This window comes from Sphingobacterium sp. G1-14, assembly GCF_002196555.1.
In the GTDB taxonomy this organism is placed as follows: domain Bacteria; phylum Bacteroidota; class Bacteroidia; order Sphingobacteriales; family Sphingobacteriaceae; genus Sphingobacterium; species Sphingobacterium siyangense.
The window spans coordinates 1,715,333-1,727,671 of the sequence record NZ_CP021381.1 but is presented as its reverse complement, the minus strand read 5'-3'; the positions used below and the strand labels follow the sequence as shown (position 1 = coordinate 1,727,671).

The window sequence follows — 12,339 nt, the reverse complement described above, 5'->3', positions numbered from 1 at the left end:
TTAGTAATTACCTACCTTAATACTGTATTTCACCTACAGTTTTCCTACTGTTGGCCTACATTTGGTTTACTGGGATAGGAGAATAGTAGGCCAACAGTAGGTCAGTGGTACGTCAGCGCGCAAACAAGATTAGAAAAAATAGCAACGAACAAAGGAAGTTAGTACGATTAGCATTATCTAAAATTTTTCATCCTATTTTCGGAACTCATTCGGAACTACCTCGCCCCTTATTCGCCGATCACCTTACTTTTCTCCACTCATCCCCTAGTCTTTCCCTACTGATTATGTAGGCAGTAAGTGGAGAATGAGTAGAGAATCTATATAGGCATTCCGAAGATGGTATGGACAAGAGGCGAAGAAAGACTGCACGAATAGCGAGGCAAACACCAAAAAATTGTACTTAAAAGCCCATTTTTTTGGTATCCCACTTCCCTAATTTTGATTTGATAACACTCCAAAAATCAGGAAAATGAAAAAGCATATAGCGTCATACAGCCAATGTCCAGTTCGAGCATACTCGATTATTGTCCGAATTTCTCCAAAAGTGTCCGAATTTCTCACACGACGCAAGCATTTTCCTTAAAACCCAGTATTATGCGTTTTGAATACTGCTATAAAAAAGGCACAAATGGTCAACTCATTTTACCGTTTCAGTCAAATTTTGATCTTGTAGAATCGATATATTTGGGATTATTTAACAGTAACAGGAAGTAATGTCGATCAATTGAGAAGTAATGCAGTGGATTTAGGAATTAATTCTACAATATAAAACAATAACAAATTTTACGTTTGGAATCATTTGATGAACAAGTGTGATATAGAACAATATATCGTTACAAATAAATTGTTAAAAATAATAAAATGCTTAAAGTAAATAATTAAACACGCATATTAAATAATTAGCCATATTCCGGATGCTTAGTTTTCTTACTATTATACTTAGACAAAATCTGTACAACAAACCAAAATAAGTATGAAGAAGACCTTCAAATTTACATTACCAAAAGTAGCATATTTCGAGGACGAAAAACACCCATTTCTTCCCCCATTGCCCGATGCAAAACGTAATCTATATGAGGATACTTCGATACAGCTTGTAGAGGAATTTATAGATTACCGCCAAGTGATATTATATCGGTTACAGGCGCATGTGACCATTGATTGTATTGTTCAATTGAAAACAAACAAGCCGGACTTTCATCTCATTTACACCATGAAAGCGACAGACGATATCGTCATTCAGAAACATGCCACCAAAAACGAGATCATATTTCCCCATGCACACAGCACATTTACCTACATCCCGCGCAGCAAATTTGGCATACATTTAAAATCAGGGAACTACCTGGTCTACGGGCTGTTGATTGATATCGGTCTCGTAAGGGATATCATTTACCATCACGGGCATTTTCTATCCGAATTAAAAAATGCAAGGAAAAAGGATAAAACCAGTCTCTACCAGACAGCCTTATGGCCGATCAAAGAGCTTACAAGTTATCAGCTGAACCGTATTGAAACGATCTTCTTTAATTACAGCAAACAAAATGAGGCAAGGGTAATCGAGCAGATTTACCTATTATTCGATATCGCAGAAACAAAACAGTTTGGGTTTTATGAGAAACTGAGCGAAGGTGAAGTCCTTGCTAAAAAAGCAAGAAAAATAATATATGATATCGTAAATCAAGGATTTCAGGAGGTGAATATTAGCCAAATTGCCTTTTCGTTAGGCGTTTCTGACGCTTATCTTGCACGCTGTCATAAACGCTATTACAAACAGCCCCTTTTAAAATATCGGGATGAAATACTCCTTCCACTGGCAAAAGACAGGCTGCTTTCAGCTTATACCAATAGGGAAGTAGCCAATTTTTGCGGATTTAAATACCAAAGTGGTTTCTCCGACTACTTTGAGAAACGGGTAGGCCTGTATCCTTCCGAATATATAAAATTCCACCATAATCCGGACAATGACAAAAATCAGTAAATCACAAGATCAAAAATGCGTAAATGAATGTGCTGAGACAGGCTTACCTTTGAAATACGCTTAAAGAACTAAAAGCAAAAGAGATGGCGGGCGTACTAGTGCCATGCGATCCCCGTCTTTCCCGACGGGGTTTCCAGCGATCTTCGGTACGTCTGCGAAGGGTTGGAAGGGAGAGCTGGAACAAAATAAATAGGGACGCGGGTACAGCGATAAAGTGCAAAGCAAAACAGAGGGCAGGCCGCGCCAAGGCTGTGCCGCTGCGCAACAGGTTATGGATAGGTAAAATAAACGGAGATGAAAAGTCTACAAACAGCGAAAGAAACAATCAAACGACTTGGCCTACATTTAGGGCCAGTGTTCCAATCCTTATTGATGAGGCTGTTTGGGCGGTTTGTCCTTCCGTTTAGGTATCGTGTCGTTCCTTTGTTCAAGGAGCTTTGCTATGCCCCTATCTGTCTATCCTTGGCCCTAAAGAGAGTTGCGGACAAAATGTGGTATCCACGTAAGTTTGCTCTGTTCCCGAGTATGCCGGTCTCCCAGTTTCAAGGAAGGTGGTTGACCTCAACATAGGATCCCTCGATCGCATGGCTGTGAGGCAAACCCGAAATGCAAAAAATAACTAATAAAATTATATAAACTTAAAAAGATGCATATGAGCACTTTAAAAATTAACTGGTTACGTACCGGTATTGTATTATCTTTCTTTTTATTGATAGGAGCTTTTTGGGTAGCAAAAGCAACGGAGAAGAAGGAAGTTAAAGCAACCTCTCAAAAAGAAATGGTTGTATTTCATTACGCAAGTGACGATACCAGCGAGGGAGCATTTGCTAATCCTGACAACTGGGAGCCAGGAACCTCTCCATCCACATGCGGAACAGGTACGACAAAGCCTTGTGAAAAAACAGCAATAGACCAAAGTGATCTTGAGTCTATGCTTTCTGGAAAATCCAATCAAAATATATTGGATGATTCAAGTTTTAGCAAGAGAGATTAGCAGGAATGTTATTTTTAGCTGGAATAGTATTGGGGTGGTTATACCCCAATACTATTCCTACTATTAGAGGGCCTATCTAGGATTCTGTTCCATCCCTGTTAGATCCAACACATCCTCAGGCAATGCAATTGCATATCGCTTATCATTGTGAGCCAGTAAAAACTGCTGATTGTTGATTTTACGAGAAAGAATTATTCTGGCACCATCTCTATTCAACCGCTTGACATCCGACCATCGAAGCCCACGAAATAGTAACTCTTTTCGCCTTTCATTCAGGATTGTACGAAGAGCTATATCCACATCAGTGAATACAAAGGGCTTAAAAGTATTTTTATCCCAACGCTTTATCATCAGTAGATTTAGCGTTTCAGCCGCTTTACCAAGATTTCCCAGACGAGCCTCACATTCAGCTACTATTAGTAACAGTTCACTGGATGTGATGCCTGTAACGAGTCCCTGATGGCCCATATGTGTACCTTTAAAAAATATAGCGCCCTTATTATCTAGCCTAAAATAGATACTTTTTCGAAGATCACCCGCCGCATACATTAAATAAAGATCTTTATTTATCTGGGCTATATTTAGGTTAACAATATTGGAAGCATACATTCTTGTAAAAAAGACCACTTCCCGGCTGGTCTGATTTGTTGCAGGTATGGGGAAACTCGCTGAGGCCGATAGATCATTAAAATCAATCAAATCACTATGGAGCTTTAGCGCCTGTTGCCCATTAGCTAGAGCTTTCTCATAGTCACCCATAATTAAATAAGCACGGGCCAATAACCCGTACGTGGCGGCCTTTGTAGGAAGGGCGGGAGAAGATTCGGACGTCGGCAATAAAGGTAATGCTTCTTGCAAATCAGATAAAATTAAATCATAGGTCTGTTGTACTGTAGCTCTTTTAGAAGGCAAATTCATATCAGGATCAAGACGTAATGCCATACCCAATTCCTTATCGGCGGTTTTAGCATCATAGGCAGGTGCCCATACCTGTACTCCATCCAAATAACGGGCTGCCCTGAAAACTAGGGCCTGCCCCCGTACTTCATCCGCATCTTTACCAGCCAGTCCGTTATCATCCAGCCCCTTAAGTATAGAATTGGAAACATAGATACCTTTATAGCAATAATACCATTCATGCCCTCCGCCAGATACAGCACGCGTCACATAGTCGGGTTGCCAACTGTACAGACGTTTATCACTATCGTAATACAGTCCATTATAGTCCGCATCTGTCAACACAATATCGTTACTGCTCGTCTCCCCCATAGAGAGATAATTTGAGTTTACTGTAGCCCAATCATTCAATAATGCCCTATAATCTGCTACCGTTATAGGGATCCCTAAACTCTTATCTGATTTTTCTTCCAAAAATTTGTTACAGCCCCCAAGGCAAAAGAGAAACAGGGGGAGCAATAAGACTTTATTCCATATTCTTTTCATAAACTTTTTCTTTAAATGCTTGTTTTTACTCCCACTGAATAGCTCTGCGGTGCAATCGTCCGACCGCTTCCTAAGTTAAAATCCGGATCAATACCAGCTTTATTAGCCTTCCATAGCGTACCAATATTTTGTAGATTGAGGTAAATATGTAATCTTTTAAAGCCTTTAAAATAAGGGAAGTCATATCCCACATTGATATATTGTAATCGAATATGATCACCTTTTTCGACTAGAACACTGGCTCCTTCATAAAACCTGTCCCTGTTACTATTTGTGGTATATGGATTAACAGGAACATTCGTTATGAGCTCATCTCCAGGCTTCCGCCATCGATCCGCATAATCACGATGACCTTTTCCACTATTAAACAGATTGGTGTAATTGATAGAGGAACGCCGATACCAATAGCCCAATTTATAAGTAAGGCCAAGCTGAAGACTGAAGCGTTTATACGAAAATGAATTTTGCAAATTACCAAATAGGGTCGGTACAGCCGATCCGTGAAACTTCAGATCTTCCTCTTTCGTACCAGCGCCCGTAATCGCAGTATAATCCTTACTGACCTCACCGTTCAGATAGCCTTGTGCTTCACCCGTAAAGGGATCTAGACCAGCCCATCTATAGCTGTAAATCGCATAGACCGGCTTCCCCTTAATTCCCGAAATTGGCGGGGTCGCTACATTTACGTATTGCTGTGCCAATGTGCGTGATATCAGGTAATCATCGACTGCATCTTTATACATGCTCACGTTGAGGGTACTATTCCATTTTAAATGCATATGGTCAATATTTTTTGTTGTTAACTCTAAATCCCATCCCTGGCCATGCATATTGGCTACATTTCGCTGCATTGAAGTATTTACGCCTGTGGTCAGGTCTATCGGCGCCTGACCGAATAAATTTTGCCCCCATTTATGATAAAATTCCAATGCACCTGCTATACGGCTATTCTTTGTTCTAAAATCAAGTGCGATATTGAGCATTTTACTCGTCTCCCATTTCAACAGAGGATTATAGAAATTCACAAATGCAGCGGAGGGACCACCTGTAAATACTGAAGGAGCAGCGAAGCCAATGGTGTTTACAGCTACCATCGCAGGATCTATGTTACCGCTGAAACCATAAGTTGTCCTCAGGTTGAGATAAGAGAGCAAGTTTGTATTGAAGAATTTCTCATTGGAGATTTTCCATGCGGCACCTGCTGACCAAAAAGGATTCCATTGGTCATTTGTCTTCAGTCCAAATAGATTAGATGCATCGCGACGTAGACTACCCGAAACCGTATATCTGTTATCAAAACTATAAGCTGCATTGGCAAACTGAGAAACAAACCTCGTAACCGTCCCAGTCAGTGTCTGACTATTCGGTACATAATCTTTCGCACCAGTAATAACAGTCGGATAAGAGGTTTTATAATCTATATTTCCAAATGTTAAATTATCAGGATTGTATCCATAGAACCTGTTGTTGTTCGATTCACGACGGGCATCTCTTATCTCGGTCCCTACAATGGCAGTAATTGTATGCTTACCAAATTTACGGTCAAAACTGAGCGTCCCACGTAGATTGTTCGCATGCATTAAGGACGCACTTTTATCAAGTATCCCACCAACGGGTATTATATATTCAACCTTATTGTTCTGAAGCTGTGTAAACCGGTTCAAATAATCACGTGCCATATAACTATATTGATCGGCAAAGCTTGTTCCCACGCTGTGCGCTTGTTCATATTGATAATTTCCTGCTATTTTCAGCCCCTTGATAATTTCATAGTTTAGCTCGATCGTCCCCAATAAATCTGTTGCCGGACTTCTGCGTATCTGATGCTCCGAATCCACCAATGGGTAATAACTCCAATCCAGCAGATTTCCATCACCAAAAGACTCAATAAAACTCTGCCTATAGTTCCGTGGCACCGCTAGCGCCTGCCCGTTTTGATCTGCAATACGTGTATAGGGAAAAAGATTGGAGATATCATTATATCCATTGCGTCCAGACTTTGTAGCTGTCTGCGTATAATACAGATTAGTGGCAACAGAAAATTGCTTACTAATTTCATAAGCTTGTTGAAAGCGCAAATTGATACGTTCGTAACGATCACCTAGTGTTCCAATATTTCGATCATACCCTATCGACGAAAGCCAAGAGAACTTTGCTGCCCCTCCAGATCCTATTAAAAAATATTGCTGTTTGTAAGCAGGTTTATATACATAATGATTCAATTGTTCACGTACATCAACATCTCTTAATTCATTAATCCTTGTCAGAGCTTCTTCTTTGGAAACCTTTCCGTTATCCGCCAGATCAAGTAGATCGATCACAGGACTTAACAAAGGTTTACTAGCCGAGCTTATTTTACTTTTATAAAATCCACGACTGTATAATTCCCGTTCTACATCTATAAAATCTGACGATGACATCTGAGGAATATAGTAGAGGTCAGGCTTTGCATCCACGGTGTTGTTGGCATTGAATTCAAAAGAAGTGGGCCTATCTAACTTTCCTTTTTTCGTTGTGATCACAATTACACCATTCGCTGCCCGTGCTCCCCAAATACTGGAAGCTGCAGCATCCTTTAGTATCGTAATATTCTCTACCGTATTGGGATTAATATTGTTAATATCACCATCATAGGGGAAATTGTCAACCACTATCAAAGGATCTTTAGGCCCATTGATGGTACTTAACCCACGGACCATGATCTGGGGACTAGACTGACTTCGGCCAGCATCCATGACAAGACTATTTGCTACAACAGGTAATCTTGAAAGAATATCCGTACCCACCTGCTGGTTAAACAGTTCCTTCCCAACGGTTGAAAAAGAACCCGTAGCCCGTTCTTTCGGTATGGACTGATATCCTGTCGAGACAATAACTTCGTCGAGTTGTGTCGTACGTGATTTTAACCTTACGACCAGTGCAGCGGTGGCCCCATCGAATGCCAACGTGTGCTGTAGATAACCGAGATGCTGAAATGACAGCGTACCTTGATTTGCTGCCGTATGAAGTTCAAATTTACCGCTTTTACCTGTCAGCACCCGGCTATTATTGTGGCTCTCGCTTACAAACACACCACTTATCGCCTCCCCTAGGCTATCCAGCACCGTTCCTTTTATCAGTATCTGTCCTTGCAGTTGCGTTCCTAGAACCAACATACTGCAAATGAAAATAATCGTTCTTACCATCTTATTTCTCTAAAAATGGCGCTACATAATCCCTGTCCAATAGATTACGGTAGGTTACCGTCTGTAGTATGCCATATTGGTTTATCCAATAATACATTGGGTAGCCGGCAGGTTGAAGCAATTGGTCCAAATGGCTACTTTCAATTATTGATGAAAATGATTCCAGTCCCAAGCTCCGAAACCATTCACTTTTTAGATAGCTATGGATACTGGCATAATTATTTTTTGTTTTAACGCCATTAACCATTATTACCGCCAGTTTGTCCCCATAAAGCTTTTTATAGTAATTGATTTCCTTTTGATGTAGAAAACACTTGGAACAACCGATCATCCAAAAGTCAAGGATCAAAAGCTTCCCTTTATATTCATGGAGAGTCTTACGCACGGTATCCCCATTGATATAAAAGAGATGTTCTTTAGTCCAGAACTCTTCTGGGACTCTATGACCGATTTTTAATGGTATGATATCAGAATGTCCTGCTATTGGCCCGTCGGCCCCGCTGTCCTTGCGAGGCGTCTGAGCCGATAAACTAAACATATGAAACATAAGAGCCAATAAGATAAAAGCTCTTATGTTCTTCAATACCTTAAAAGAAAAATATAAATATTGAAAAACTAAAGCTGTAAGCAGAAGCAACACCCTACTAACTCCTGACCAACTTCGCTCTTTCCGCGGGTTTTCATCGAGTCGGCATCGGAATTTCAGCGGGTCACAGCGATGAAAACCCGATGCCGACTCGAAGCGAATAGCATAAAAGGCAGAAGAAAGGCCGGTATTAACTGGGAAAAAGTCGGTAGCCAGTAGGCGTATCTTTTTCAGCACTCGGCCAGTACCCTTACAGTAGGGTCTGCTCGAGTATCTGGCCAGTGCTTGGCAGATGTAGGTATTTATATTTATCTTGACTAGCGTCAATAATTTTAAAGTATTCATAATTTGTTTGTTAATGGTTATTTCGATAACCGACTTAAAAAATCAGCGATTTTTTTGCTCAATTCCAGCTCTTTTTCTAAAAGCGCGTTTACTTCCGATGGCAGCTCAGCTTTCGTAATATCTAGTTTACGATGATTGACGATACAGGATGCGATCAACAGACGAGACACTGCAATTGCAAACTCCTGCATTTCCTCATCTTTCAAAAGCTGATGCCTTTCTACTCCATCATCAACATAAGCACTCAACTGCACTAGGATATTAGTAGATATCGTATTTAAGGCATACCGATCCCAAAATGTTTCGCTCTCCTTTATCGGGTCATAATCAACCTTGTGGACATCGTAAATCATCCAATCAAAAGCAAATTGTAGCGCCAAAATCCTTTTCATTTTTCAGTTTGTAAATCCGTAACCCGAAGGACATAAGATCCCCTCTCCGATCGAAATCAGCTTTTTTGAGGCCTGATCATACTCAGGTCAGTTTGACAATAATTTAATTAATTCGGTAAGCCAGATAGCGTTTGAATGAGGGGTCACAAGGTATAATATTGGCAACACGCGGTCCATGGCTAAAAGAGGCCAAATAGTATTTGGCGGGGCCAGCCGAGCTATTCGGGGGCCGTAATGATGTTTTTTTGTAATTGCTTCCGAAAAACAAAAGCACCAATAACATCACATTTTTGTAGTGTTAATTGGTGCTTTATTTTTTTGATTTTATTTCTCATAATTCGTCAAATTAAAACGAACTCAAAGAAATAGCCAAAAATGGATGACTACTTGCTTGTCGTAGCAGCAGAGGCTCTGGCGGAACCTTTACTCATTACCCTAGGATATAACTTTCAGTACCTTTGTTAAAAATAACAATGGATGATGCAAAGATCAAGCAAGCGCCATCCTACCCTAGGAATATTCTCCAAAGATAGGATAAATCGACGCATTACTCACTCTTCGTATCATAAAAATCGCCAGATCCTGCTACGAGAGTTCGTTTTTCAATTTAGTTTACTTCCTACTTTTTATCTCTCACATTAAACTCAGATAATTATATTTAACCACGACAAATATATAAAACTATCTAAATAACTCCAAATAAAACGTATTGTTTTATGGAGTGGTATTTTACTTACAGCTTCCGTTCTTTTATAGAATGGAGCATAAAAACAATAATAATATACTAGTTCTTGATGTTGAACAAAAAAGAATTGGTCTACGTTTCAAGCAAATAAGAAAAGCCATGGGCTATTCTAGCCATGAAAACTTCGCTTATGATTACAATCTTGACAGAGCTCAATACGGAAAAATAGAAGCGGGCTCCGCCAACGTAACACTAAAGGTCTTCATTAAACATCTAAATGCCATTGGTTATTCCTTTCCAGAATTTTTTAATGAAGATTATGACTCGATAAAATTAGATTCTTAAATCTAAGGTGCAAGACATTGATCTTGATAGGTCCAGAAGTTTACGGATAAGGTAAATGCAGCAATTGGAAAATTTAAAGAAGCTCAAACTGGTCGATAAGGAAAATCGTGTTACCAACGCGACCCTTTTATCATTCGGGAAAGTCAATATCGGCTATAATGTTTACATAGGCTGACTGAAAACACCATCTTTTACCATCGATGACCGCATGTTCAATAATGCTCTTTTTGATGTTATTGAAGATGTAATGCATTTTTGAAAAACTAAATGAAATCAACATGATACAATCCAAGATTATTCAGACCATTTTTTATATCAAAAGAAAAAGCCATCCCGAAAAGAATGGCTCTGCAATATTTTGTAAACTAAAAAATCTATTTCAGTTTTTCGATCTCTTCTATTGTCAGCTTTGTATACTTTGCAATCTGTTCAATCGGAAGGCCGTCTTTTTTCATTCCTAAAGCTATTGACTCAATCCTGGCACGCTCTTCCAACTTACCTTTTTCCATCCCCTCCTTTTCAGCATACGCAATCGTGGCATTATAGACACGTTTTTGTTCCAAGCTTGATATGTATGACATCTTCTCTTCTGGCGTTAAATTTGCCAGTTCTCCTATAGCAAGGATACGGGAGAATATTCTTTTATCAAAACACTTAGGCAATCCTTCCATCTCATCCAGATGCTTCATCAGGTACATTCATTGGTAGATAACCGTATCCAGCGCGGTCAGGGATTTGTTAAAATTGGGCAATACGAGCAGCTTGTAACTTAACTTGGAATAAAGGATCTCTTGGTCCAGCTCATTAATGATCTTTACACTGTAATAATACTTCGCCCTGTTTGATGGATCGCCGAACTTATTGACAAAAAGTGATTATATCAGAAAAAAAATATTTCACACCACTTAAACATAATTCACTTTAATACAGTAGCGTCCAAAACGATAAAAAAATCGTATAAAAAAAGTGACGTATTGTGTTTTCAAAAAATATTATATTGAAAACACAACTACGCCACCTCAGCAATGGTAAATATAAACGTTTTTAGTCAGCTTCTATCCTTGATAGACCGGGATATTTTTAAAAAACTCGTATCTAAATACAATAGTGACAAGCATCAGAAAGGCCTTAACAGTTGGACACATCTGGTGAGCATGCTTTTTTGCCATCTCTCCTGCAGCGATTCGGTCCGGGATATCAGTAACGGTCTTCGCAGTACCACGGGCAACGTGAACCATATGGGTATTTGCCGAGCTCCCAGCAAATCGAGCATCTCCTATATGAATGAACACCGCGACCATAAGCTTTTCAAAGACCTTTATTTCGCCCTTTTGGACAATCTTTGGAATAAGGAGCCCAACCAACGCAGTGAGCTCAGGGCATTGAAGGGTAAGGTCTATCTGATGGATGCCAGCGTGATCCCATTATGCCTGTCGATATTTGACTGGGCTAAATTCCGGAGCAATAAGGGTGCTGCGAAACTGCATACCGTACTTGACTATGATGGGTGCCTACCGGTTTTCATGGAGATTACCGATGGTAAGGTACATGAGAGTAAAAAAGCTAACAGCTTTTCTTTCCCCAAGGGCAGCGTTGTTGTCATGGACCGGGGTTATGTCGATTTTAAATGGATGAATATTTTGGACAGCAGTGGGAGTTTCTTCGTCACACGGAGCAAAGTAAACATGAAATACAGCGTGTTAAAGAGCTATCAGAGTGATTCGATGCTTCAAAGTGGTATCCTTAAGGATCAGGTGATTACATTGAGCGGGGAGAGCGCAAAACGATATGGGGGAAAGAAACTCAGGCTTGTGCACGTTTTAGACAGCACAACGGGCGATGAATATGAATTTCTGACCAACAATCTCCAGTGGAAACCCTCAATGGTAGCAATGATCTATAAACAACGTTGGCAGATAGAGATTTTTTTCCAAACACCTCAAACAGCGTCTTAAGGTCACCAGTTTTGTGGGAACATCGCAAAATGCCGTTCAGATACAGATATGGACTGTCCTGATCGGAATACTGTTACTCAAATATATACAGAAAAAGGTCATCTACAAGTGGAATCTGTCCAATCTTGTGAGCTTTATACGCATGAACATATTTGTGAAGATTGATTTTTGGCAATGGGCGAACGACCCATTTATCAAGAAAAAAACGCCTGATAAAAACGGACAGTTTAGCGTCTTTTGAAATAAGGGGGGGATAGCTAATGGAGGAATCTAAAATAACACGCTTCTTGATAAGAAAAATCGCCTTTTTTCGTAAATTAAATTTTATTTTGGACGGTAGTGTATATATTTAACAACACCACGACTCCACGGTCTTAAAAACATACAATTAAAATTTCCTAGTATATAATCCAAAAAACATTTTTCTC

10 protein-coding genes are annotated in these 12,339 nt (G+C 39.8%); 5 read left to right on the top strand and 5 right to left on the bottom strand.

The window, feature by feature from the left end; genetic code table 11:
- Window positions 1–973: 973 nt before the first annotated feature.
- The 3 genes from CBM24_RS07200 (at window position 974) to CBM24_RS07190 (ending at window position 2,975) form a co-directional block, all read left to right on the top strand.
- Window positions 974–1,981, top strand: coding sequence for an AraC family transcriptional regulator (locus CBM24_RS07200; protein WP_088160684.1), 1,008 nt, complete (start codon window positions 974–976; stop codon window positions 1,979–1,981).
- An 83-nt stretch (window positions 1,982–2,064) separates the two neighbouring features.
- Complete coding sequence (locus CBM24_RS07195) at window positions 2,065–2,388, top strand: hypothetical protein (RefSeq protein ID WP_088160683.1); 324 nt, start codon at window positions 2,065–2,067, stop codon at window positions 2,386–2,388.
- Between the two features lie 245 nt (window positions 2,389–2,633).
- Entirely contained in the window at window positions 2,634–2,975 is a 342-nt protein-coding gene (locus CBM24_RS07190) for a hypothetical protein (RefSeq protein WP_088160682.1), read from the top strand.
- A 72-nt stretch (window positions 2,976–3,047) separates the two neighbouring features.
- On the opposite strand, the gene CBM24_RS07185 is transcribed toward CBM24_RS07190, so the two are convergent.
- Genes CBM24_RS07185 through CBM24_RS07170 form a run of 4 tightly spaced genes read right to left on the bottom strand, consistent with a single transcriptional unit; the run spans window position 3,048 to window position 8,926 of the window.
- Entirely contained in the window at window positions 3,048–4,418 is a 1,371-nt protein-coding gene (locus tag CBM24_RS07185) for a RagB/SusD family nutrient uptake outer membrane protein (RefSeq protein WP_088160681.1), read from the bottom strand.
- A gap of 11 nt (window positions 4,419–4,429) precedes the next feature.
- Window positions 4,430–7,603 (bottom strand): SusC/RagA family TonB-linked outer membrane protein, encoded by a 3,174-nt coding sequence (locus CBM24_RS07180; RefSeq protein ID WP_088160680.1) that lies wholly within the window; start codon window positions 7,601–7,603, stop codon window positions 4,430–4,432.
- A 1-nt stretch (window position 7,604) separates the two neighbouring features.
- The gene (locus tag CBM24_RS07175; protein ID WP_088160679.1) at window positions 7,605–8,534 is read right to left on the bottom strand and encodes a TlpA family protein disulfide reductase; all 930 of its coding nucleotides are present in this window, start codon (window positions 8,532–8,534) and stop codon (window positions 7,605–7,607) included.
- A 17-nt stretch (window positions 8,535–8,551) separates the two neighbouring features.
- The gene (locus CBM24_RS07170; protein ID WP_088160678.1) at window positions 8,552–8,926 is read right to left on the bottom strand and encodes a hypothetical protein; all 375 of its coding nucleotides are present in this window, start codon (window positions 8,924–8,926) and stop codon (window positions 8,552–8,554) included.
- 757 nt (window positions 8,927–9,683) lie between these two features.
- On the opposite strand from CBM24_RS07170, the gene CBM24_RS07165 reads away from it, so the two are divergent.
- Window positions 9,684–9,956: a helix-turn-helix domain-containing protein gene (locus CBM24_RS07165; RefSeq protein ID WP_088160677.1), complete on the top strand. Its 273-nt coding sequence runs from the start codon at window positions 9,684–9,686 to the stop codon at window positions 9,954–9,956.
- A 374-nt stretch (window positions 9,957–10,330) separates the two neighbouring features.
- Here the strand turns inward: CBM24_RS07165 and CBM24_RS07160 are convergent, their stop codons facing one another.
- The gene (locus tag CBM24_RS07160) at window positions 10,331–10,645 is read right to left on the bottom strand and encodes a hypothetical protein (protein ID WP_088160676.1); all 315 of its coding nucleotides are present in this window, start codon (window positions 10,643–10,645) and stop codon (window positions 10,331–10,333) included.
- 336 nt (window positions 10,646–10,981) lie between these two features.
- Between CBM24_RS07160 and CBM24_RS07155 the strand changes: the two genes are divergently transcribed.
- The gene (locus CBM24_RS07155) at window positions 10,982–11,911 is read left to right on the top strand and encodes an IS4 family transposase (RefSeq protein ID WP_198386054.1); all 930 of its coding nucleotides are present in this window, start codon (window positions 10,982–10,984) and stop codon (window positions 11,909–11,911) included.
- Window positions 11,912–12,339 lie beyond the last annotated feature (428 nt).

Excerpts from the sequence above, each read along its gene's own strand:
- CBM24_RS07170 (WP_088160678.1), bottom strand. The coding sequence starts at position 8,926 with ATGAAAAGGATTTTGGCGCTACAATTTGCTTTTGATTGGATGATTTAC.
- CBM24_RS07155 (WP_198386054.1), top strand. The coding sequence starts at position 10,982 with ATGGTAAATATAAACGTTTTTAGTCAGCTTCTATCCTTGATAGACCGG.
- CBM24_RS07160 (WP_088160676.1), bottom strand. The coding sequence starts at position 10,645 with ATGAAGCATCTGGATGAGATGGAAGGATTGCCTAAGTGTTTTGATAAA.
- CBM24_RS07195 (WP_088160683.1), top strand. The coding sequence starts at position 2,065 with ATGGCGGGCGTACTAGTGCCATGCGATCCCCGTCTTTCCCGACGGGGT.
- CBM24_RS07185 (WP_088160681.1), bottom strand. The coding sequence starts at position 4,418 with ATGAAAAGAATATGGAATAAAGTCTTATTGCTCCCCCTGTTTCTCTTT.
- CBM24_RS07190 (WP_088160682.1), top strand. The coding sequence starts at position 2,634 with ATGAGCACTTTAAAAATTAACTGGTTACGTACCGGTATTGTATTATCT.
- CBM24_RS07200 (WP_088160684.1), top strand. The coding sequence starts at position 974 with ATGAAGAAGACCTTCAAATTTACATTACCAAAAGTAGCATATTTCGAG.
- CBM24_RS07165 (WP_088160677.1), top strand. The coding sequence starts at position 9,684 with ATGGAGCATAAAAACAATAATAATATACTAGTTCTTGATGTTGAACAA.
- CBM24_RS07180 (WP_088160680.1), bottom strand. The coding sequence starts at position 7,603 with ATGGTAAGAACGATTATTTTCATTTGCAGTATGTTGGTTCTAGGAACG.
- CBM24_RS07175 (WP_088160679.1), bottom strand. The coding sequence starts at position 8,534 with ATGAATACTTTAAAATTATTGACGCTAGTCAAGATAAATATAAATACC.